21 protein-coding genes and 2 tRNA genes are annotated in these 22,182 nt (G+C 69.3%); 11 read left to right on the top strand and 12 right to left on the bottom strand.

Annotated features, from left to right (window positions below):
* The first annotated feature begins 222 nt into the window (after nucleotides 1-222).
* Entirely contained in the window at nucleotides 223-366 is a 144-nt protein-coding gene (locus CLT68_RS06565) for a hypothetical protein (protein ID WP_199176998.1), read from the top strand.
* Nucleotides 367-483: 117 nt separating this feature from the next.
* On the opposite strand, the gene CLT68_RS06560 is transcribed toward CLT68_RS06565, so the two are convergent.
* The 6 genes from CLT68_RS06560 to gyrB form a co-directional block, all read right to left on the bottom strand.
* Nucleotides 484-559, bottom strand: a tRNA-Ala gene (locus CLT68_RS06560).
* Between the two features lie 42 nt (nucleotides 560-601).
* Entirely contained in the window at nucleotides 602-730 is a 129-nt protein-coding gene (locus CLT68_RS33680; RefSeq protein ID WP_007453934.1) for a DLW-39 family protein, read from the bottom strand.
* Between the two features lie 43 nt (nucleotides 731-773).
* Nucleotides 774-847, bottom strand: a tRNA-Ile gene (locus CLT68_RS06555).
* A 150-nt stretch (nucleotides 848-997) separates the two neighbouring features.
* Nucleotides 998-1,912 (bottom strand): DUF3566 domain-containing protein, encoded by a 915-nt coding sequence (locus CLT68_RS06550; protein ID WP_099849499.1) that lies wholly within the window; start codon nucleotides 1,910-1,912, stop codon nucleotides 998-1,000.
* 4 nt (nucleotides 1,913-1,916) lie between these two features.
* Nucleotides 1,917-4,439, bottom strand: coding sequence for a DNA gyrase subunit A (gyrA, locus tag CLT68_RS06545; protein WP_099849498.1), 2,523 nt, complete (start codon nucleotides 4,437-4,439; stop codon nucleotides 1,917-1,919).
* Nucleotides 4,440-4,569: 130 nt separating this feature from the next.
* Entirely contained in the window at nucleotides 4,570-6,516 is a 1,947-nt protein-coding gene (gene gyrB / locus CLT68_RS06540) for a DNA topoisomerase (ATP-hydrolyzing) subunit B (protein ID WP_099849496.1), read from the bottom strand.
* 521 nt (nucleotides 6,517-7,037) lie between these two features.
* Here gyrB and CLT68_RS06535 point away from each other — a divergent pair.
* Nucleotides 7,038-7,592: a hypothetical protein gene (locus CLT68_RS06535; RefSeq protein ID WP_099849495.1), complete on the top strand. Its 555-nt coding sequence runs from the start codon at nucleotides 7,038-7,040 to the stop codon at nucleotides 7,590-7,592.
* Here CLT68_RS06535 and CLT68_RS06530 read toward each other — a convergent pair.
* On the bottom strand, nucleotides 7,577-8,077 hold the full coding sequence (locus CLT68_RS06530; RefSeq protein ID WP_099849493.1) for a MarR family transcriptional regulator: 501 nt from the start codon (nucleotides 8,075-8,077) through the stop codon (nucleotides 7,577-7,579). The genes CLT68_RS06535 and CLT68_RS06530 overlap by 16 nt on opposite strands.
* Before the next feature lie 102 nt (nucleotides 8,078-8,179).
* Here CLT68_RS06530 and CLT68_RS06525 point away from each other — a divergent pair, with 102 nt between their 5' ends.
* Nucleotides 8,180-8,407 carry a hypothetical protein gene (locus CLT68_RS06525; protein ID WP_099856854.1) on the top strand — a complete coding sequence of 76 codons (228 nt, stop codon included), beginning with the start codon at nucleotides 8,180-8,182 and terminating at the stop codon, nucleotides 8,405-8,407.
* 7 nt (nucleotides 8,408-8,414) lie between these two features.
* Here the strand turns inward: CLT68_RS06525 and CLT68_RS06520 are convergent, their stop codons facing one another.
* The 5 genes from CLT68_RS06520 to dnaA form a co-directional block, all read right to left on the bottom strand.
* On the bottom strand, nucleotides 8,415-9,023 hold the full coding sequence (locus CLT68_RS06520; protein ID WP_099856852.1) for a DciA family protein: 609 nt from the start codon (nucleotides 9,021-9,023) through the stop codon (nucleotides 8,415-8,417).
* Nucleotides 9,013-10,146: a DNA replication/repair protein RecF gene (recF, locus tag CLT68_RS06515; RefSeq protein WP_099849491.1), complete on the bottom strand. Its 1,134-nt coding sequence runs from the start codon at nucleotides 10,144-10,146 to the stop codon at nucleotides 9,013-9,015. The genes CLT68_RS06520 and recF overlap by 11 nt, the downstream gene beginning before the upstream one ends.
* A gap of 16 nt (nucleotides 10,147-10,162) precedes the next feature.
* Nucleotides 10,163-11,035, bottom strand: coding sequence for a phosphogluconate dehydrogenase (NAD(+)-dependent, decarboxylating) (gnd, locus tag CLT68_RS06510; RefSeq protein ID WP_099849489.1), 873 nt, complete (start codon nucleotides 11,033-11,035; stop codon nucleotides 10,163-10,165).
* Between the two features lie 40 nt (nucleotides 11,036-11,075).
* Complete coding sequence (dnaN, locus tag CLT68_RS06505; RefSeq protein WP_088950803.1) at nucleotides 11,076-12,209, bottom strand: DNA polymerase III subunit beta; 1,134 nt, start codon at nucleotides 12,207-12,209, stop codon at nucleotides 11,076-11,078.
* 777 nt (nucleotides 12,210-12,986) lie between these two features.
* A complete protein-coding gene (dnaA, locus tag CLT68_RS06500; protein ID WP_486482415.1) occupies nucleotides 12,987-14,789 on the bottom strand; it encodes a chromosomal replication initiator protein DnaA in 1,803 nt (600 codons plus the stop codon).
* Between the two features lie 651 nt (nucleotides 14,790-15,440).
* On the opposite strand from dnaA, the gene rpmH reads away from it, so the two are divergent.
* The 8 genes from rpmH (at nucleotide 15,441) to CLT68_RS06460 (ending at nucleotide 21,627) form a co-directional block, all read left to right on the top strand.
* The gene (gene rpmH / locus CLT68_RS06495; RefSeq protein ID WP_007453904.1) at nucleotides 15,441-15,578 is read left to right on the top strand and encodes a 50S ribosomal protein L34; all 138 of its coding nucleotides are present in this window, start codon (nucleotides 15,441-15,443) and stop codon (nucleotides 15,576-15,578) included.
* Between the two features lie 34 nt (nucleotides 15,579-15,612).
* A complete protein-coding gene (rnpA, locus tag CLT68_RS06490) occupies nucleotides 15,613-16,029 on the top strand; it encodes a ribonuclease P protein component (RefSeq protein ID WP_088950802.1) in 417 nt (138 codons plus the stop codon).
* Entirely contained in the window at nucleotides 16,026-16,313 is a 288-nt protein-coding gene (gene yidD / locus CLT68_RS06485) for a membrane protein insertion efficiency factor YidD (protein ID WP_088950801.1), read from the top strand. The genes rnpA and yidD overlap by 4 nt, the downstream gene beginning before the upstream one ends.
* Before the next feature lie 3 nt (nucleotides 16,314-16,316).
* Nucleotides 16,317-17,309 carry a membrane protein insertase YidC gene (gene yidC, locus CLT68_RS06480; RefSeq protein ID WP_099849487.1) on the top strand — a complete coding sequence of 331 codons (993 nt, stop codon included), beginning with the start codon at nucleotides 16,317-16,319 and terminating at the stop codon, nucleotides 17,307-17,309.
* Nucleotides 17,310-17,521: 212 nt separating this feature from the next.
* On the top strand, nucleotides 17,522-18,157 hold the full coding sequence (locus tag CLT68_RS06475) for a R3H domain-containing nucleic acid-binding protein (RefSeq protein ID WP_099856849.1): 636 nt from the start codon (nucleotides 17,522-17,524) through the stop codon (nucleotides 18,155-18,157).
* A gap of 4 nt (nucleotides 18,158-18,161) precedes the next feature.
* Nucleotides 18,162-19,004, top strand: a complete 843-nt coding sequence (gene rsmG / locus CLT68_RS06470) for a 16S rRNA (guanine(527)-N(7))-methyltransferase RsmG (protein WP_099849485.1) — start codon at nucleotides 18,162-18,164, stop codon at nucleotides 19,002-19,004.
* A gap of 256 nt (nucleotides 19,005-19,260) precedes the next feature.
* Complete coding sequence (locus CLT68_RS33675; protein WP_099849484.1) at nucleotides 19,261-20,586, top strand: AAA family ATPase; 1,326 nt, start codon at nucleotides 19,261-19,263, stop codon at nucleotides 20,584-20,586.
* Nucleotides 20,587-20,613: 27 nt separating this feature from the next.
* The gene (locus tag CLT68_RS06460; RefSeq protein WP_099849482.1) at nucleotides 20,614-21,627 is read left to right on the top strand and encodes a ParB/RepB/Spo0J family partition protein; all 1,014 of its coding nucleotides are present in this window, start codon (nucleotides 20,614-20,616) and stop codon (nucleotides 21,625-21,627) included.
* Nucleotides 21,628-22,182: the final 555 nt, after the last annotated feature.

Genomic DNA, 22,182 nt, shown 5'->3' with positions numbered 1-22,182 from the left:
CGCTCTCGGATCAGACGAGCCGCTTCGGCAGGTGCGATCTCTGCGGTGTCGATTGACAGGTCCGCGCCGGGTAGCAGTGGCGTCTCGTCCCGTGCCCGGATTCGGTCGCTGGTGTCGCCGGGTTGCTCGCGCTTCGATCCGCTCCTGCGCTGTAGCTCGCGCCGGCCAGCATCATCAAGGTGCACGCCGCGCTGCGCGTCGCCCCTGGCCGATGCTGAGCGGATGGACCTGGTGCCGCGCAACGTCGCCAAGACGGCCAAGCCTCCGGCCCTCGGCAGAACCGAGCGGTGTGCTCTGACTCTGGAGGAAGCCAAGACGCTGCTGTCGGTGCTGACCCGGACCGGCTGGAATCGCTGTTCGTCCTGACGCTGGCAACCGGACTGCCTTCGCCACGTTCCTGCCGGACCAGGGCGAGGAGGGGACAGCGTGAGGACTTGGCCGTACGAATGGCTGACTCGGAAGGAGATCAACCGGGGAAAGTGCTGGTGGAGCCCAGGGGACTCGAACCCCTAACCCCTGCCTTGCAAAGGCAGTGCTCTGCCAGTTGAGCTAGGGCCCCGTGAGTGGCCGTGGCGTCGATCGCTCGTCGCCGGGCCGGACGTCAGCGCAGGTCGGGTGCGGTGGTCGCCTCGTGCCACAGGGCACGCTCGTCGTTGGCGGCCTTGACCTTGTTGAAGACGACGGCAGCCACGCCGACGACGCCGGCCAGGATCAGCAGCTTCTTGAACATGGGGCGACCCCTCGCGCTCGACTAGCGTCGGACGACAATGCGGTGGGGCTAGATGGAATCGAACCATCGACCTCAGAGTTATCAGCTCTGCGCTCTAACCGACTGAGCTATAGCCCCGCGTTGCGACGAGCAAGATTAACCCATCCACTCTGCCGGCCCCAAATCGGGGTCCGACCCTGCGAGCCGGGCCGCCGTCGCCTGCAAAACCTACCCGAGTACGGGACGCCGGAGCGACCGCATTCCGCGGTGCCCCGGCGTCCCGGTCACTCAGTCGCGCTCGGCGAGGGTCAGCTCGATCCCGCCGACCAGGTCGGCGCAGACGTTGTAGACGAACGCCCCCAGCGTGGCCAGCGCGGTGAACAGCACCACGTTGACCAGGCCGATGAGCGCCGAGCTGAGGATCACGCCCTTGGCGGTGATCTGGAACCCGCTGGTGCTCTCTCCACCACCGGCGTTGACCAGGTCACTCAGGCTGTCGTTGACGCTCTGGAACACACCCATCGCGTCCAACGCCAGGTACAGCACCGAGGTGGCGACCACCACGACGATGAAGAGCACCACCGAGACGGCGAACGCGAACTTCATCACCGACCACGGGTCGATCCGCTTCAGGTTCAGCCGGGCCCGGCGCGGTCCGCGGGAAGCGGCCGAGCTGACCGAGGTACGCGCCGCGCGTACCGCATCGCCAACGCGGGCTGCCCCGACGGCGGACGCGTTGCCGATGCCGGGCGGCAGGCCACCGCCGCTGGCCGGACGGCCAGCAGCGGCCGTGCGCGACCCGTCCGACTGCGGCTGGGTCATGCCCGGTGTGATCCGCGGCTGGGTGCCGGTGGACCCGGCAGACGCCGCCTGGCCGGGCCGGACGTTGATCGGCTGGGTGGTCGCCGGACGGGCCGAGGGTGGCGCCGCCGCACCCGAAGGTGTGGCGGCTGCCGACGTCGGTGCCTCGGCACCGGACGTCTTCTCGGTCCTGTCGGCGGCCCCAGCGTCCTCACCGGCCGGCTCCGGCGGGGGTGTCATGCCCGGAGCCCTCGTGAATTTCGGGGCAGGCGCATCGGCGGGGACCGTAGCCCGGCCCACGGCCGCGCGGCCGGTCGCTGGTGTGCCGCCCTTGGCGGCCTCCTCGTCGACCGGGTTGGCCGAGGTCCCCGTGTTCCCCGACTTCGCCTGTGTCTCCGTCATTCAACTAGTCCTGTTCGTCAGGCTCGTCGGCATTGCGAGCAATCGCCACGATAGTCACGCCGTCCGGGAGGTCCATCAGCTTGACCCCCATTGTGTTCCGGTCACGCGTACGGCGTACAGGCTTCACCGGAGTCCGAATGACACCACCATTGCTGGTGATCGCGAACAGCTCGTCGTCCGGATCGATCACCACCGCGCCGACCAGACCACCGCGCCGCTCGGTGATCTTCGCAGTCAACACGCCCTTACCTCCCCGGCCCTGCACCGGGTATTCCTCGATCGGGGTCCGCTTCGCGTATCCCCCGTTCGTGGCCACCAGAACGTCCAGGCCGTCCCGGACGACCTCCATGGCGAGCAGGACATCGTCGTCCGTGAAGCGCATGCCGATCACACCCGAGGTGGCCCGGCCCATCGGCCGCAACGCCTCGTCGGAGGCGTTGAACCGGATCGCCTGTGCCTTCTTGGAGACCAGCAGCAGGTCGTTCTCCGGCGCAACCAGAGCAGCACCGACCAGCTCGTCCTCATCGCGCAGGTTGATCGCGATGATGCCGCCGGAACGGTTGGAGTCGAACTCCTCGAGCCGCGTCTTCTTCACCAGGCCGTTCTTCGTGGCCAGTACCAGATAGGGGGCTACCTGGTAGTTCGGGATCTCAATGATCTGCGCTATCTGCTCGTCGGGTAGGAAGGCGAGCAGGTTGGCCACGTGTTGGCCCTTGGCTACCCTACTGGCCTCCGGCAACTCGTATGCCTTGGCCCGGTATACGCGTCCCTTGTTCGTCAGGAACAGGATCCAGTCGTGGGTCGAACAGACGAAGAAGTGGCTGACGATGTCGTCCTGCCGCAGCGTGGCGCCGCTGACGCCCTTACCGCCGCGCCGCTGCGAGCGGTAGAGATCGACCTTGGTGCGCTTGGCGTAGCCGGTGCGGGTGATCGTGACGACCACATCCTCGCGGGCGATGAGGTCCTCCATCGAGACCTCGCCGTCGAACGGGATGATCTTCGTCCGCCGCTCGTCGCCCCACTTGGCGACGATCTCGCCCAGCTCCTCCGAGACGATCTTCCGCTGCCGCTCCGGCTTGGCGAGGATGTCCTTGAGGTCGGCGATCTCGATCTCGAGCTTGGCCAGGTCGTCCACGATCCGCTGCCGCTCCAGGGCGGCGAGCCGGCGCAGCTGCATGTCCAGGATCGCGGTCGCCTGGATCTCGTCGATCTCCAGCAGCCGGATCAGGCCCTGCCGGGCGTCGTCCACGGTCGGAGAGCGCCGGATGAGGGCGATCACCTCGTCCAGTGCGTCCAGCGCCTTGCCCAGGCCGCGCAGGATGTGTGCCCGCTCCTCGGCCTTGCGCAGCCGGAACGCGGTCCGCCGGCGGATCACGTCGATCTGGTGCTCGACGTAGTAGCGGAGGAACTGGGCCAGGTTGAGCGTGCGCGGCACCCCGTCGACCAGTGCCAGCATGTTGGCGCCGAAGGTCTCCTGGAGCTGGGTGTGCTTGTAGAGGTTGTTCAGCACGACCTTCGCGACCGCGTCGCGCTTGAGCACCAGGACGATCCGCATACCGGTACGACCGGAGGACTCGTCGCGGATGTCGGCGATCCCGGCGAGCTTGCCCTCCTTGATCAGCTCGGCGATCCGCTCGGCGAGGTTGTCCGGGTTGACCTGGTAGGGCAGCTCGCTGACGACCAGGCAGGGGCGGCCCCGCTTGTCCTCCTCGACCTCCACCACGGCGCGCATCCGGATCGAGCCGCGACCGGTGCGGTAGGCGTCCTGGATCGCGGTGGTGCCGACGATCAGGCCGTGGGTCGGGAAGTCCGGACCCTTGACGATGCCGAGCAGGGCTTCGAGGGTGGTCTCCTCGTCCTCCTCCGGGTGCTCCAGGCACCACTGCACCGCCGCGCCGATCTCCCGCAGGTTGTGCGGCGGGATCTTGGTGGCCATGCCGACCGCGATGCCCTCGGAACCGTTCACCAGGAGGTTGGGGATCCGCGACGGCAGGATGGTGGGCTCCTTGGCCCGGCCGTCGTAGTTGTCCTGCAGGTCGACGGTGTCCTCGTCGATGTCCCGCAGCATCTCCATGGCAAGGGGGTCGAGCTTGCACTCGGTGTATCGCATGGCCGCAGCCGGATCATTACCCGGCGAGCCGAAGTTGCCGTTGCCGTCGACCAGCGGGTAGCGCAGCGACCAGGACTGCGCCATCCGGACCAGCGCGTCGTAGATCGCCGAGTCGCCGTGCGGGTGGAACTGACCCATCACGTCACCGACGACGCGGGAGCACTTCACGTAGCCGCGGTCGGGGCGGTAGCCGGAGTCGAACATCGCGTAGAGGATCTTGCGGTGGACCGGCTTGAGGCCGTCCCGGACGTCCGGCAGCGCGCGACCGACGATGACGCTCATCGCGTAGTCGAGGTAGGAGCGCTGCATCTCCACCTCGAGCCCGACCGGTTCGATCCGGTCGTGCGCGACCACCGCGGCGATGGCCTCGGCGGGGACCTCGGGCTCGTTCGGTGTGGACTCGGGAGAATCGGTCACTGTATACCCTTATCAGACTCAGAGTCGTTTTCGTGCTGTGGATAACCGCTGTGGATAGCGGCCAAGCTGTGGATAACTCTGTGGATCGGTGGATCGACCGGGCAGCACCCGGCCGATCCACCGCGATCCGTCAGATGTCCAGGAACCGCACGTCCTTGGCGTTGCGCTGGATGAACGACCGGCGCGCCTCGACGTCCTCACCCATCAGCACACTGAACAACTCGTCGGCGGTCGCCGCGTCGTCGAGAGTGACCTGACGCAGGGTACGCGTCGCCGGGTTCATCGTGGTTTCCCACAGCTCGGGATAGTTCATCTCGCCGAGGCCCTTGAAGCGCTGGATGTCGTCCGGCTTGGCGTTCGGCTTCTTCTGCTGGCGCAGCGCGATCAGACCGTCCCGCTCGCGGTCGGAGTACGCGTACTGGGCGTCGTCGCCCTTCTTGTTCCACTTGATCTTGTAGAGCGGCGGGGCGGCCAGGTAGACGTTGCCCATCTCCACCAGCGGACGCATGAAACGGAACAGCAGGGTGAGCAGCAGCGTCTGGATGTGCTGGCCGTCGACGTCCGCGTCGGCCATCAGCACCACCTTGTGGTACCGCAGCTTTTCCATGTCGAAGTCGTCGTGGATGCCGGTGCCCAGCGCGGTGATCAGCGCCTGGACCTCGTTGTTCTTGAGCACCCGGTCGATCCGGGCCTTCTCCACGTTGAGGATCTTGCCGCGGATCGGCAGGATCGCCTGCGTCCGCGGGTCGCGGCCCTGCTTGGCGGAGCCACCGGCCGAGTCGCCCTCGACGATGAACACCTCGGACTCGCGCGGGTCGGTGGACTGGCAGTCGGCCAGCTTGCCCGGCATCGAGCCGGACTCCAGCAGCGACTTGCGCCGGGCCAGCTTGCGCGCCTGCTGTGCGGCGATCCGGGCCCGCGCCGCCTGGGAGGCCTTCGTGATGATCATCTTGGCCTCGGCCGGGTTGCGGTCGAACCAGTCGACCAGCCGGTCGTTGCAGACCCGCTGCACGAAGCTCTTCACCGGGGTGTTGCCCAGCTTGGTCTTGGTCTGACCCTCGAACTGCGGGTTGGCCAGCTTGACCGAGATGATCGCCGCGAGCCCTTCGCGGATGTCCTCGCCGGAGAGCTTCTCGTCGCCCTTGAGCAGCTTCTTGTCGGTGCCGTACCGGTTGACCACGCTCGTCAGCGCGGACCGGAAGCCCTCCTCGTGGGTGCCGCCCTCGTGCGTGTTGATCGTGTTGGCGAAGGTGTAGACCGACTCGCCGTACGACTCGTTCCACTGCATGGCGATCTCGAGTGACATGCCCTCCTCCTCGGCCTCGAACTCGACCACGGTCTTGTGGATCGGGCTCTTCGAGGCGTTGAGGTGTCGGACGAAGTCGGCGATGCCACCCTCGTAGTAGAAGGTCACCTCGCGCTGCCGGCCGTCCTCCTCCTCGGCCACCCGCTCGTCGAGCAGGTGGATGCGCAGGGCGCGGTTGAGGAAGGCCATCTCCTGAAGGCGTCGGTAGATGGTCTGGAAGTCGAAGTCGACGGTCTCGAACACGTCGGGGTCCGGCCAGAAGGAGACCGCCGAGCCGGTGCGGTCGGTGGCCTCGCCCTTCTCCAGCGGGCCCGGCTTGGAGTGGGTGTAGTGCTGCCGCCACACGGCGCCGGACTTGTGGATCTCGACGAACATCTTGGTGGAGAGCGCGTTCACCACGGAGACACCGACGCCGTGCAGACCGCCGGAGACCGCGTACGCCTTGCCGTCGAACTTGCCACCCGCGTGCAGGATCGTCAGCGCGACCTCGACACCCGGCTTCTTGAGCTTCGGGTGGAGGTCGACCGGGAAACCACGGCCGTTGTCGGTGACCCGCACGCCGCCGTCGGCGAGCAGCACCACGTCGATGGTGTCGCAGTATCCGGCGAGCGCCTCGTCGACAGCGTTGTCCACAACCTCCCAGACGAGGTGGTGCAGACCGCGCTCGCCGGTGGACCCGATGTACATACCGGGCCGCTTGCGGACCGCCTCCAGACCCTCAAGAACGGTGATCGACTCTGCGCCGTACTCCTGCTTGTCCTGCGCTGCCACCCTCGGCCACTTTCTCGCGTCAGCCACGCCGGTAGGGCGCGTCGGGCGCGGGTTCGGCGGACAGGACGCGACGTCGGCGCGCGGACCGGTGCCGGAGACCTCCGGACAGCGGGTCGAACGCGCCGGTCGCCGCGGTTGCCCGCGGATCGCGATCGGCTCGACCCGACGTGGAGAATGAATCTGGGGCCACCGGCCCCGTCCCTCTCCCACTCCGGGTCTTCGTCTCGCTGTCAATCCTACTGTGCGCGGGGGACAGAACCACCACTCGGCACCCTCAGAGAGGCGGCTGAGATGTCCGTAGCCGGCAGAACCCCGCTGCCCGCGACTCCCCCCACACGCCAGGGTCCGATCGCACGCGCCGTCCCCGAACGGGTTGACCCGCGCCCGGGCGGGTCGGGGGTCGCGGCCGAAGCATCCGTGCCGTACGTTTGCGGCGCCCCGGAACCAGCCTTGATCTTTACCGGCCGGAACCGGGACGATCGACCCGATCGACCCGACACGTGCTCTTTAAGAGGTGACAGATGGGGCTGGACAACGTCGCGGTGCACTGGCCGCGGACCGGCCGCTTCTACGATCCGGTCGCACCGGCCGAGTTCGTCGACTTCGGCGAGATCGTCGACCTGCCGCGAATCTCCGCGCCGACGGCCGCCCTGGCCGAGCTGATCGCCAAGACCGGCACCATCCGGGCGACCGCGTACACCGAACTGGTGGATCTGCTCCTCGGCCTGGAAGGTGTGTTGTACGCCACAGACGCCGCCGCCGAGGACGAGGACCCGGTGATCGATCCGGACGGCTGCTCCTGGATCGCCAGCGGCATCGAGAGATTCGTGGCCGGGCACCGTCCCTACGGTGAGGTGGTCACCTTCGAGTCGGTGAGCACGGTGCTGCGTTCTCTGCTCGGCGACGGCAGGCTGGCCGAGCAGCAGCTGCGGTGGTTGGAGACCCGGCTCGACGCGCTGCGCGACGAGCGCGGCGACCCGCCGCAGTGGAACTTCACCTGCGCGGAGCTGGGCGTGCTGGCCGCGTTCTACCGGCGCTGCGCCGAACGCGGTTTCGCCGTCTACGCCGACGCCTGAACCGCCGCGCCGGCCCCCGGCGAGGTCGGGTCGCCGCCCGGTCGGTTGGCCGCCGCGATCACCTGCGTGAGCACCGCGTGCAGGTGTTGCAGGTCCTCGACGGGCAGCCCGAGTCGCTGCACGATCGCGGCCGGGATCAGCTCGGCCCGGCTTCGCAGTGCGGCGCCGCTGTCGGTGAGGGTGACGGCGAGGCTGCGCTCGTCGCTGGGGTCGCGCTCCCGGCGCAGGTAGCCGGCTGCTTCGAGCCGCTTGAGCAGGGGTGACAGGGTGCCCGGATCGAGCTGCAACAGGCGGCTGAGGTCGCGGCCGGACAACGGTGCGTGCTGCCAGAGCGCCAACATGACCAGGTATTGCGGGTGGGTCAGCCCCATCGGCTCCAGGAGTGGGCGGTAGACCGCCACCACACTGCGCGCGGCCACCGAGAGGGCGAAACAGACCTGCTGCTCCAGCGCCAGCGGGTCGACGCCTTCCGGTCTCTCGCTCATCGGTTGCCCTCCTGATGCACGATAGCTATCGTACCAATCATTGGTGTACCAACCATTGGTAGGCCAACAATTGCGGGACCACGACGCGGGAGAGTGCGGCAGATGAGCGAGGACGGCGCGGTCACCAAGGCCCCGGGCGAGGGCGGCCGACTCCTGAGCTGGGCCTTCCGGCACCTCGCCGGCCCCGCCGAGGGTGTGAAGGGCGCGGTGCAGGGCGGCTCGGCCGAGGCCCGCGACGCGTGGAAGCGCGACCTGGCCGAGCGCAAGCGCTTCACCCGGGAACAGCGCGAACGCAAGCGGGCCGACCGCGAGGCCCAGCGGCGGAGCTGAGGCGCCCTCAGCCGTACGTGTCGCGTGGGCCCCGCCCGCGTACCCGGCGCGGCCCCTTCGCCCAGGAGGGCGCGGCCGGGCCGTGGATGTGCAGCTTGCGCACCACGTTGTGGCCGACCTCGCTGGCGATCTGCTTGAGCAACGAGCCGGCGAGCAGCCGCAGCTGGGTGGCCCAGGCCGTCGAGCGCGCCTCCACTGTCAGCTCACCGTTCTCCAGCTTGACCGGGCGACTGTTCTGGGCGACCTCCGCGCCGACGACCCGCTCCCAGGCGCCGAACACTGTGGCCTCGGCCGCCGGCTGCTGCCAACCACGCGCCTTCACCAACCGGTTCAGCACCGCGCTGAGCGGCTGGGGATCGCGCGGGTCGGGGCCCGGGCCGGAGTAGCCCCGCAACCGCCGCCCCGAGCTGCCGGCAGCGTCGCCGCCGCCGCCGGGGGCACGTCGGGCGCGCGCCGCCTGCTGCCGCCGGGACAGCGCAGCGTCGAGCACCGCCCGGGCCAGCTCCGGCCCGCTGGCGGCCGCCGCCGGCTCACCGCCCGTCGACTTTCCCCCGGGGGTACGCGCAGCCTCGCCCTTTCCGGCCTCGGGACTGTTGGTGCGTGGCTCATCCGACACGGCGTACCGCCCCTTCGCCAACCTGATAGCGGGTGCCCCGCAGAGCGGCCGGCACGTCGTCGTCCACCGCGCAGGTGACGAGCAGCTGACTCGCCCCACCGACCAGCTCTGCCAGCCGCTCCCGGCGGCCGGTGTCCAACTCGGCGAACACGTCGTCGAGCACCAGCACCGGCTCGATGCCGTCGGCGCGCAGCAGGTCGTAGCCGGCCAGCCGCAGCGCGAGCGCGAACGACCACGACTCGCCGTGGCTGGCGTACCCCTTGGCGGGCAGTGGCCCCAGCGTCAGCGCCAGTTCGTCGCGGTGCGGGCCGACCAGGGTGGTGCCCCGTTCGATCTCGGCGGAGCGGGACGCGGCCAGGGCGGCGGTCAGTGCCTCCGCCAACGCGGCCCGGTCGGTGGTCGGCTCGGCCAGCTCGATCGAGGGCCGGTAGGCGATGCTCGCCGCGCCCCGACCGGCGGCCACCGCGTCGTACGCCTTGGCGACGTGCGGGGTGAGCGCGGCGACGAGCTCCAGCCGACCGGCGAGCAGCTCCGCGCCGTGCTGGGCAAGGTGCGTGTCCCAGACGGCGAGGGTGCCGAGGTCACCGCCCCGGGACCCACCGGTCTTGCGAGCCAGGTACGCGGTGCGCAGCAGGGCGTTGCGCTGCTTGACCACCCGCTCGTAGTCGGCCCGCACGCCCGCGTACCTGGGTTGGCGATTGACCAGCAGGTCGTCCAGGTAACGGCGGCGCTCGGACGGGTCACCCCGGACCAGCTCAAGGTCCTCCGGGGCGAAGAGCACGAGTCGCAGCGCGCCGAGCACGTCCCGGGCCCGCCGTGCCGGTGACCGGCCCAGCCGGGCCCGGTTGGCCTTGCCGGGCACGATCTCCAACTCGACCAGGAGTTCCCGCCCGTCGTGGACCACCGCGCAGCGGATCACCGCCGACGCGGCGCCCATCCGGACCAGCGGCGCGTCGGTGGCGACCCGGTGTGAATCCAGGGTCGCCACGTAGCCCAGCGCCTCGACGAGATTGGTCTTGCCGACGCCGTTGGCGCCGATCAGGACGTTCGCCCCCGGCTGGAGGTCGACGGCCACCCGCTCGTACGAGCGAAAGTCGACCAGTTCCAACCGTTGGACGTACACAGGGTGTGGATACCGCTCAGCGCTTGTGGACGGCGTGGCCACCGAACTGCTGACGCAGCGCGGAGACGGCCTTCATGGCGGGCGAGTCGTCCTGCCGCGACGCGAACCGGGCGAAGAGCGAAGCGGTGATGACGTTCAGCGGCACGGCCAGCCGGACCGCCTCGTCGACCGTCCACCGACCCTCGCCGGTGTCCTCGGTGTAGCCGCTCAACTCGGCCAGCTCCGGGTCCTCGTCCAGTGCCCGGTCCAGCAGGTCGAGCAGCCAGGAACGGACGACGGTGCCCTCCCGCCAGGACTTGATCACGCCCGGCACGTTGGTCACCAGCTCGGAGGCGGCCATCAGCTCGTAGCCCTCGGCGTAGGCGTGCATCAGGCCGTACTCGATGCCGTTGTGCACCATCTTCGAGTAGTGCCCGGCACCGACGGGGCCGGCATGCACGAAGCCGAACTCGCCCTCCGGCTTGAGAGCGCCGAAGATCGGCATCAGCCGGTCGACGTGCTCCTGGGCGCCGCCGACCATCAGCCCGTAGCCGTTCTGCCGGCCCCAGACGCCGCCGGAGACGCCGACGTCGAGGTAGCCGATGCCCCGCTCGTTGAGCCGCTCTGCCCGGGGCGCGTCGTCGCTGAACCGCGAGTTGCCGCCGTCGATGATGATGTCGCCCTCGCCAAGCACCTCGGCCAGTTCGTCGATCGTCGCGTCGGTGACACCGGCGGGCACCATGACCCAGACCGCGCGGGGCGACTCAAGCTTCTCTGCCAGGCCCGCGAGGGTCGTCACGTCGCTGATCTGCGCGTTGTGGTCGAAACCGACAACGTCGTGACCAGCGGCGCGCAGCCGCTCCCGCATGTTGCCGCCCATACGGCCGAGTCCTACAAGGCCGAGCTGCATGTGTTTCTACCTCCGTGGATCTGGGTGTTGCTGGGCGCGATCAGCGGGAGACGCGGATCGGCATGATGAGGTACCGGTACCCCGGAATTACCTCGCCATCCTCGTCGGCGGGAGAGATCACCGCGGGCTTGAAGGCGTCGACGAACGAGAGAACGGCGGTCTGGGAGCCCAGGTTGGCCAGGCCGTCGATGAGGTACTGCGGGTTGAACCCGATGGTCAGCGCGTCACCGGTGAAGGTGGCCTCCATCGCCTCGCTGGCCCGGGCCTCTTCGGAACCGCCGGCTTCGACCACCAGGCCGTCGGCGCTGAAGCTGAGCAGCACCGGGGTCGTGCGCTCGGCAACAAGCGCGACCCGCTTGACGACCTCGATCAGGGTGCTGACCGGCACCCGGGCCGCGGCGTTGTGGGTGGCCGGGAAGAGCGAACGCACCGGCGGGTAGTTGGCGCCGTCGAGCAGGCGGCTGGTGGTGCGTCGGGTGCCGCCGGCCAGACCGACCATGCCCTCGCCGGCAGCGCCCTGGGCGAGGGCAAGGGTGACCTCGCCGCCCAGCGGGCCGAGAGCCTTGGCGGTGTCGTTCAGGGTGCGGGCGGGCACCAGGGCGTTGATGCTCACGTCGGGGTCGTCCGGCCGCCACTGGATCTCGCGCAGCGCCAGCCGGTAACGGTCGGTGGCGAGCATCGACAGCGTGTTGCCGGACAGCTCGACGCGGACGCCGGTCATCATCGGCAGGGTCTCGTCCCGGCCGGCCGCGATGGCCACCTGGGAGACCGCCGTGGCGAACGCGGCGGCGTCGACAGTGCCGGCGCTCTGCGGCATCTCGGGCAGCGCGGGGTAGTCCTCCACCGGCATGGTGGGCAGGGTGAACCGGGCGCTGCCGCAGACCAGCTCGAGGTGGGCGCCGACCGCGGCGATGTCGACCGGCTTGGCCGGCAGCGCCTTGGTGATCTCGGCGAGCAGGCGACCGGAGACGAGAGCGGCGCCGTCGGCGTCACCCTGCACCTCGACGGTGACCTGGCTGGAAACCTCGTAGTCGAACCCGGAGACCCGCAGGTTGCCGTCGGTGACGCGGAGCATCACCCCGGCCAGCACCGGTACGGATGGCCGGTTGGGCAGGCTCTTCGCGGTCCAGGCCACGGCCTCAGCGAGCGCGTCACGCTCTACTCGGAACTTCATCAATGCCTCCGCGTCGACGTCAGCGACAACTCTCTCATGCCGACCGCTGCCTACCGTCCCGCCCAACCGTGCGGGTACCCATCGCACCTTAGGGCGCGTAGGCATCGGCTGTGCGCCCGACCCCATGGATCGTGTCGGTGCTGACCGGCTGATCCGGCAGCGTTCGGCCCGATCCACAGAAAGCCCAACGGTGATGATTGGTTTTTGTTCTCTTAGAAGAGATAACTCATCGTCTTCATCGCACCTGTGCAAACTGTGGACAACCCGGGTCTGCGCAGCTCAGAGAGGGTATCCACAGGTGATTTAGCTGTGGAGAACCGGGGGTACAACTGGCTCGCGTGTCCACAGCCCGCTCCGGCCGGCCGGTTGTCCACCGTTGTCCACCGGTTGTCCACCGGTAATCCACCGACTTTCTCCCCAAGCCTGTGGATCACGGTGAAGATCACCATTGCCTTCATCCCCAGAACCTTCAACAGCTCATGCACAGATGGACCGTCATCGGTGGATAACGTGACCGTTGTCCCCAGGCGTCCACAGCTCCGTACACAGGGTTTCTCCACAGCCTGTGGGTAACCGGCGAAAGACGGACCGTAGTTATCCACCGACGGTGGATGACGAGCTGTGGACAACGAGTGGGCATCGAGGCGGTCACGGCCTCGATGCTGTGGTCTCCACCATGTCGAGAGTCCAGCCGAGGACGAAAAAAAGACCGCCCGGCCGGAGATTCCGGCCGGGCGTGTCCCGAACTGAGTGCCGTCGCGACGGCTGGCGTACGCCTCAGCTGTTCTGCTTGATGCGGTTGGTCAGCTCGGCGATCTGGTTGTAGAGCGAGCGGCGCTCCGCCATCTGCTGACGGATCTTCCGGTCGGCGTGCATGACAGTGGTGTGGTCCCGGCCACCGAAGGCCTGCCCGATCCGGGGCAGTGACAGCTCGGTCAGCTCCCGACACAGGTACATGGCCACCTGGCGGGCGTTGACGAGCACCCGCGACCGGGACTGACCGCGCAGGTCCTCCAGGCTCACCCCGAAGTAGTCAGCGGTCGAGGCCATGATCTGGTCGGCGTTGATCTCCGGCCCGGCGCCGTCGGGCATGAAGTCCCGAAGCACCTCCTCGGCCAGGGACAGCTCGACGGTCGACCGGGTCAGGCTGGCGAACGCCGTCACCCGGATCAGCGCCCCCTCCAGTTCCCGGATCGAGTTCGACACCCGGGACGCGATGAACTCCAACACGTCCGGCGGGGCGTACATCCGCTCCTGCGCCGCCTTCTTCTGCAGGATCGCGATCCGCGTCTCCAGGTCCGGCGGCTGGATGTCGGCCAGCAGACCCCACTCGAACCGGGTTCGCATCCGGTCCTCGAGGGTGGCGAGCTGCCGCGGCGACCGGTCGGAGGTGATCACGATCTGCTTGTTGGCGTTGTGCAGGGTGTTGAAGGTGTGGAAGAACTCCTCCTGGGTGCGCTCGCGGTTCTCCAGGAACTGGATGTCGTCGATCAGCAGGATGTCGACGTCGCGGTAGCGCCGCTGGAACGCACTGGTCTTGTCGTCCCGGAGCGAGTTGATGAAGTCGTTGGTGAACTCCTCGGTCGAGACGTACCGGACCGAGCGGGCGTTGCCGAGCGTCGTGGCGTAGTGCCCGATGGCATGCAGCAGGTGGGTCTTGCCCAGGCCGGAGTGACCGTAGATGAACAGCGGGTTGTACGCCTTCGCAGGCGACTCCGCCACCGCCACGCTCGCCGCGTGCGCGAACCGGTTGGACGAGCCGATGACGAACGTCTCGAACATGTACTTCGGGTTGAGCCGGTTGCCGCCGGTGTCGGCGCCGGGCAGCCGGCGGTCGTCTCGGCCACCCGCGCGATGGTCCACACCGCTGCGGCCCGGGCCGCTGTCCGTTCCGCTGTCCCGAGGCAGCGCGCGGATCACGTGCTGGTCGCGCGGCGACGCGGAGTCTTCCCGGTAGCGGGGCTCGTAGGGCCGGGTGTCCGGGCCCGGCTGATCCAGGCGACCGGTCTGCTCGTCGTAGCCGCGCCGGTCCGCTCCAGGTCGGGGCGACCGCATCGGCTCCGCGAAGGAGGCACTGAACAGCGCCTCCTGCCCGTCCCTGCTGGCGGGGATCATCCCGGGACGATGCGCCTCGACGCTCGGCGCGAGCGGCGGACCCGCGGGCGCGGGTGGCGCGGCCGGCTCGGGCGTACGCGGCGCGTGTGACTGCTCAGGGATCAGGGCATCGGCATGCGTCCGAGCGCCCTGGTCGTCGTCGAAGGATGCGGCAGCCTGACCCTCGACGTCGAACGGGCTGGCTTCCGGAGCGCTGCGGTAGACAGTGCCGGCGGGTCGGCCCGTGGCGTCCTCCGCGACCCGAACGGTGACCGCCACCTGGATCGGCCGGCCGAGCCGGCGGGTCAGCGCCTCGGTGATCGCCGGGCGCAGCCGGGACTCGATCACGTCGCGGGTGAACGCGTCCGGGACGGAGAGCAGCGCGGTGTCCTCGACGATCGCCCGCAGCCGGGTCAGCCGGAGATAGGCACGCTGCTGCGCGGAGATGATCTCGTCGGCCAGCTCGTCGGTCGCCGCTAACCACACTGCGGCAAGGTCGGTCGTACCGGCCACCGTCGTGCCACCCCCTCGCCTCTGCTCCCGGCCGCCGCTGTCTGCCAGCCGGCCGTCCCGGGCCCGCCGCGTTCGCGGGTGGAACAACACCCACCTGACGGTCGACCGGTGGTCATCCACAAGTTATCCACAGCCTGTGTACCGACCGATTGTGGCCGCCCGCCGGACGCGGGTGGGACCTGCCCCTGCCTGAACGGGCGCTGAAGCGGGTTCACCGTGCCGAACGATTCACTGCCTTGTCCGGTCTTGCCTGTGCGACGACCGGAGCTTCCGACGCTCACCGCAATCGGGCACGGTAACAGCGTTGTCCCTGCGCCATCAACCGGCGACGCGGCGACACCCTTCTCGGCATCAGCGAAAACCGCCCTTCGGCCCGGGCGCGTCCCGTTGGCCGCTCCTCGGGGTGTTTGACGGTCATTGCACCCCTGCGTAGGCTGGAACGGTTGCTTTCTCGCCCTCTGCTAGGGTGATGGGTGCTTGCTGTCCGCGGTCGCATCCCCGCACCGCCGAGGTTCCGCTCCGCCGGACAGCACCGATCGTGGGCCACCGTCGAGGTGGCCTGGACCACCACACGACCCCGGCGATCCCGTCGCACGGGGCGCGTACGAAAACGGAGAGCCTGACGTGAGCAAGCGCACCTACCAGCCGAACAACCGCCGGCGCGCGAAGACCCACGGCTTCCGGCTGCGCATGCGCACCCGTGCCGGCCGTGCCATCCTCTCGAGCCGTCGCGCCAAGGGTCGCACCACCCTGTCGGCCTGAGCCGACCGGGCCGGTCCAGGGAACGTGGGCAGTCGTGCTGGCCGCCGCGCAGCGACTGCGGCGCAGCACTGACTTCGCCGCAGCGGTCCGTGGTGGCCGGCGCGCCGGACGTGGCGCCGTCGTGGTCCACCTGACCATGCCGGTGAGCGCCGACCCGAGCACACCGACCTCGTCGCAGCCGGTGCGGGACAACAGTGCGGAGCAGCCCTCCGCGCCGTCCCGCGCCGGCTTCGTCGTGTCCAAGGCCGTCGGCAACGCGGTGACCCGCAACAAGGTCCAGCGCCGACTACGGGAGCTGGTCCGAGAGCGGCTCGCCGCTCTGCCCGAGGGCAGCACCCTGGTCGTCCGAGCGTTGCCCGCCGCGGCCGAGGCGTCGTACCCCCGACTCGCCACCGACCTGGACGCCGCCCTCGCGGTTGCCCGGTCGTCCCGAGAGCGGCGGTCCCGATGAGTGCCGACCCGACCACCCCGCGCCCCACGTCAACCGGTGCCAGGGTGCTGATCGCACCCATCATCGCGTACCGTCGGTGGATAAGTCCGGCACTGCCGGCCCGCTGTCGGTTCTACCCGTCGTGCAGTGCGTACGCCCAGGAGGCGGTGGCCCGGCACGGTGCCCTCCGGGGAGCCGCGCTCGCGGTCCGGCGGCTGTTGCGCTGCCACCCCTTCCACCCTGGTGGACATGACCCGGTGCCGGAGCCGGGCGGTCGCCGCCGCGCCGATGTGACTGGAGCCTGAGAATTGTTCAGTCTTGACTGGATCTACTATGCGATTTCGTGGATCCTGCTGACCTGGCACTCTGCCTGGGACGCCATCGGGGTGCCGGTCGGCGCGGTCATCGGCACCAACTTCGCCTGGATCCTGTCCATCGTCTTCCTGGTGGTCACCGTCCGGGTGATCCTGTTCCCCGTCTTCGTCAAGCAGATCAAGTCGCAGCGGGCGATGCAGGCGCTCCAGCCCAAGGTCAAGGAGCTTCAGGAGAAGCACAAGGGTGACCGGGAGACGCTCCAGAAAGAAATGATGGAGCTGTACAAGAAGGAGAAGGCCAACCCGCTGATGGGTTGCCTTCCGATGTTCCTTCAGATCCCGGTCTTCCTCGGCCTCTTCCACGTGCTGCGCCGCCTCGACCCGGACAAGCAGAGCAAGACCCTCTACGGCTGGACCGTCGACCAGTTCCAGAGCGCCTCGGAGGCGAAGCTCTTCACCGCCCCGATCGCCGGCAAGTTCGGCTCCAGCGCGGACGAGCTGGCCAGCCTCGGCGCCAACGGCACCACCGTGAAGATCATTGCTGGTGTCCTGGTCCTGGTCATGATCGCGACCACCTACCTGACCAGCCGTCAGATGATCCTCAAGACCGGCTGGGCTGAGGACCCGCAGCAGCGGATGATCCAGCGCCTGATGCTCTACGGCATCCCCGCGTCACTGCTGATCTCCGGCGCGATCTTCCCGATCGGCGTGATCATCTACTGGGTCACCAACAACCTCTTCACCCTCGGCCAGCAGCAGTGGGTGCTGCGGAAGTTCCCGCCGCCGGTGACCGCCAAGAAGGCCGTGGCCCCCGCTGCCAGCCGTAACCCGGTGCAGCCCGCCAAGACCGGCGGCCTGTTCGGCCGTGGCAAGTCGGCTCCGCCGGCGCCGGTCAAGGCCACCGCGCCCAAGGTGGCCGGGCCGAAGCCGGGTGCCAAGCCGACGAACAACCCGAAGAAGAACCGCCCCGCCAAGCGGCAGGGCTGACCTCTGCGGGCCGCCGCCAGGTGACTGGTGGCGGCCCGTTCCGCACTGTGCAGCCGCCGTGAGGCCGGCGCCGGGCGGAACCGACCGCGCACCGCGCGGCCACGGGCGACACTGCCCGTACAGACGTGCCTGTGGGCACCGGCGACCTCCCGCCGGCCCCGGGAAACCAGTCGGACCCGACGGTCCGGCCGAGCGAGTACGGAGATGAGACCGTGACCGAGACCAGCATCCCCCGCGCCGAGCAGTCCCTGGACGAGGAGGAGACCGCAACGCTCGCGGTGAACGGCGACGACACCGAGGACGACGACACCGAGGACGACGAGACCGAGGCGGACGACGACACCGACACCGCCGCCACCGGCGGTCGGACCAAGAAGGCCGTCGGCGAGGGCGACCTGTTCCGGCAGAGCGAGATCGCCGCCGACTACGTCGAGGGGCTGCTCGACATCCTCGACTACGACGGCGACATCGACGAGTTGGTCGCTGCGGGCCGCCCCATGGTCGAGGTGGTGGGCGAGCGGCTGCAAAATCTGGTCGGCCAGCGCGGGGCGACCCTGGAGGCCCTCCAGGAGCTCACCCGCCTCGCCGTCTTCCGGCAGACCGGGACGCCGAGCCGCCTGCTGCTCGACGTCGGCGGCTACCGGGCGAACCGTCGCAAGGAACTCGCCGCGGTCGCCAAGAACGCCGTCGAGAAGGTCAAGGAGTACGGCGAGCCGGTCCGGCTGGACGCGATGTCCGCGTTCGAGCGCAAGTGCGTGCACGACGTGGTCAACGCCATGTCCGGCGTGGCGAGCGAGTCCGAGGGTGTGGAGCCGAACCGGCGCATCGTCGTACGGCCGGCGGACTGAACGGGTGACCCACGACGACATCACGGCCGACACCGTGACCGGCCCGGGCGGCACGCCGCCCGGGCCGTCCGCTGTCCAGCCCGCAGACGCTGAATCGACCCGACCCGACACCGCCCCGTCGCCAGCGGACGCGGCTCTGCCGCCCGAGCTGGCACCGGCCGCACTGACCCTCTTCGGGGACCGTCTCGACCTGGCCGCCGCGTACGCCGAACTGTTGGCCACCGACGGCGTCGTCCGCGGTCTGATCGGCCCCCGGGAGGCGCCCCGGATCTGGGATCGGCACATGCTCAACTGCGCGGCGGTCGCCGAGCGGATCCCGTCCGGCGCGACAGTGCTCGACGTGGGCTCCGGCGCCGGCCTGCCGGGTCTGGTCCTCGCCATCGCCCGTCCCGACCTCACTGTCACCCTGATCGAACCGCTCGCCCGACGTACCTCGTTCCTGATCGAGGTCGTCGAGCGACTCGGCCTGGCGAAGTCGGTGCGGGTCTTCCGGGGTCGGGCGGACGAGGCGGCCAGCGGATCGAGTGGGCGGGACCCGATCAGCGGGGACGTGGTGACCGCCCGCGCGGTCGCGCCACTGGACCGGCTGGCGGGCTGGAGCCTTCCCCTGGCGGTTCGGGGCGGCCGACTGTTGGCGCTCAAGGGGTCGTCCGCCGCAGCGGAGATCGAAGAGCACGCCGAGGTGGTGGCGCGACTCGGTGGTGGAGAGCCGACCGTGCAGCTGTGCGGCGTCGGGGTCATCGATCCGCCGACCACCGTGGTGGAGATCGTGCGCGAGCGAATGGTCGGCCCGGCTCGCCCGGCGGCCAGCAAGCGCTCGCGGGCCGGTCGCTCCCGCCGACGCTGACACTTCGCGCCATCGGGCTTCCGGCTGGCGGGTTGCCTCGTTGTACCGGTACGGATGGACGAGGAGATGACAACCCGACGTGGACCGGTCGCGCCCGTCCGCCGTAGGCTGACCGCGCGTCGATAGTGTGGAGCGAGCGGTGGACGTCGCGGGTCTCCGATCGCTCCCGAGGGCCGTACGCTCCGGGATGCGAGCGTGGTGTGGCCAAAGTTGACCGGGGCGCGGACCGACCATCCGAAGCGGGCAGGGATGACAGGTGCATGACGACGGCAGGTACGACGATCCACGCGTGACCGGGTCAACCAGCGATCCCGTTTCACGTGAAACCGACTACCCGAGCTGGTCGCCCGGCGCGACCGGGTCACCGACCGGTCCAGCGGACGGCGATGCGCCGGCAGCATCCGAGCAGCCCCCGGGCTCGGGGCAACCGGAGGGCGCGGCCGTCCCGGATCCGGCGAGTGTTCGTCGTACGCCGGAGGGGTTGAGCCGACCGGTCAACGCCGCTGAGGTGCGGTCGACCTCGGGTCGCCGCAACACCGCCGCGGCGGTTCGTTTCGAGCCCGCGGTTCCGCACCAGCCCACCGCCGCAGTCGTTCGGGATGCCGCACCTGCGGTTGCCGAAGCACCGGTGGCTTCGACCGAGTCGTTGGCCGCCGTGGCGGCCGACCCCACGTACGTTTCACGTGAAACCCCGACGCCCGAAGAGGATGACCCACCGTTGGCTATGGAGGCGATGCGCGCCGTGCAGATCCTGAATCCCAGTGGCGAGGTGACCATGCCTCGACCGGACCGGACCCGGGTCATGTGCGTCGCCAACCAGAAGGGCGGTGTGGGTAAGACCACCACCACCGTCAACCTTGCGGTGGCGCTCGCCCTGCACGGCAACCGGGTGCTCGTGGTGGACCTCGACCCGCAGGGCAATGCCTCGACCGGGCTCAACGTCCCGCACCACACCGGCATCCCGGACGTCTACGACTGCCTGATCAACAGCGTTCCGCTGGCCGAGGTGGCGCAGGCGGTCGAGGGCATCCCCAACCTCTGGTGCGTCCCCGCGACCATCGACCTTGCCGGCGCGGAGATCGAGCTGGTCTCCGTGGTCGCTCGGGAGTCGCGGCTGGACCGCGCGATCGCCGCCTACCCGGGCGAGTTCGACTACGTCTTCATCGACTGCCCGCCCTCGCTCGGTCTGCTGACGGTCAATGCTCTGGTGGCCGCGCAGGAGGTGCTGATTCCGATCCAGTGCGAGTACTACGCACTGGAAGGGCTCAACCAGCTGATCAACAACATCAACCTGGTACGCCAGCACCTCAACCCGAAACTCGACGTCTCGACCATCCTGCTGACCATGTACGACCGCCGTACCCGGCTGGCCGACGCCGTCGAGCAGGACGTACGGAACCACTTCGGCGACAAGGTCCTCCAGGCGGTCATCCCCCGCAACGTCCGCGTCTCGGAGGCACCGAGCTACGGCCAGTCGGTGATGACCTACGATCCCGGTTCGCGGGGAGCGACGAGCTACTTCGAAGCCGCCCAGGAGATCGCGGAACGAGGCGTCAAGGAGCCGGTGGGCCGGAATGCGTAGTGCGGATGAGTCGCTGGGAGGCGTGGCATGAAGAACCGTCCTCGGGGCGGTCTGGGTAGGGGCCTGGGGGCACTGATCCCGACCGGGCCGGCGCCGGCTGCCGCTGGCACCGCGACGGCCGAACCGGAGAACGAGTACGTGGACGACACGGGCACCGAGGCCGTCGCCACGGCGCCCGTCGGGGCGCCGGTCCGAGAGCCGGAGCCCGTGCTCAGTCCGGTGCCGGGCGCACGGTTCGCCGAGATCCCGGTCGACGCGATCCTGCCCAACCCGAAGCAGCCCCGCCAGGTCTTCGACGAGGAGGCTCTGGAGGAGCTCAAGACCTCGATCCTGGAGGTCGGCTTCCTCCAGCCGATCGTCGTCCGGCAGCTCGACGACGAAAAGTACGAGCTGGTCATGGGCGAGCGACGCTGGCGCGCCGCTCAGGCAGTCGGGCGGGAGAACATCCCGGCAATTGTCCGGGACACCCGAGACGACGCCATGCTCCGCGACGCCCTGCTGGAGAACATCCACCGGGCCAACCTGAACCCTCTGGAAGAGGCCGCCGCCTACCAGCAACTGCTGGAGGAGTTCGGTGCCACCCACGAGGAGCTGGCACGCCGGATCGGCCGGAGTCGTCCGCAGATCTCCAACACGATCCGACTGTTGAACCTGCCGGCGCAGGTGCAGCGCCGAGTGGCCGCAGGGATCCTGTCGGCCGGTCACGCCCGTGCCCTGCTGAGCCTCGACGGTGCAGAGGCACAGGAACAGTTGGCGTTGCGGATCGTGGCCGAGGGCCTGTCGGTCAGGGCGACCGAGGAGATCGTGGCCCTCACGCTGAACGACGGGCCGGCGAAGGGGCAGGCCGCGAAGCGCCGACCGAAGGCGCACGCGCCGGCCCTGACCGATCTCGCCGACCGACTGTCCGACCGGTTCGACACCCGGGTGAAGGTCGACATCGGGCGGAGCAAGGGCAAGATCACGATCGAGTTCGCGACCGTGGACGACCTGGAGCGGATCGTCGGGATCATCGGAGTGCAGCAGGAGGAGAGCGAGGGCTGAGTCCTCCCTCCGCGTCAACGGCCGCGCTACCCCTCAGGGGTGTGCGGCCGTTCCGTATCCCGCTCGCCACGTTTCACGTGAAACGGCTGCCGTTTCACGCCCTACCGATTGGCGGCCCCCGCCAGCGCGACTCGATCGCCTACGGCTCGCTCAGCCCGAGCGGCGCGGCGGCGCACCACCGAACCCCTGCGCCAGTCGACGTCGGTCGGTGGGCGAAGGCTTGAGGCTCTGTTTCACGTGAAACGGAGGGGGCCGCAGATGGTTGACGCCCCGACTGCACCTGATCCATTGCGAGCGCGGCTCGGCCGCCGAGATGCAGGGTGATGCGGAATTGGACGCCAGTCCTCACCCGGCCCGCTAGTAGATGCTCATGGAGTGCCCTGCGCGCCGCTCAGTTGCTCGCTGCCGCGTCGTGTGCCGCAGAGGGTGGTTGTGATCGACCGGAGCGCCGGACGCTCTTCTCAGGGCACGTGAGCATCAGGAGGCGGTGGTCGGCGGCGGTGCGTTACGACCTGTCCGCACCGGCCGGCAGCGATGGCGGGAGCCCGCAGCAAA

The organism is Micromonospora sp. CNZ299 (assembly GCF_002754415.1).
Note: the sequence above shows the minus strand (reverse complement) of the source record. Positions and strands in the feature narration are given on the sequence as shown.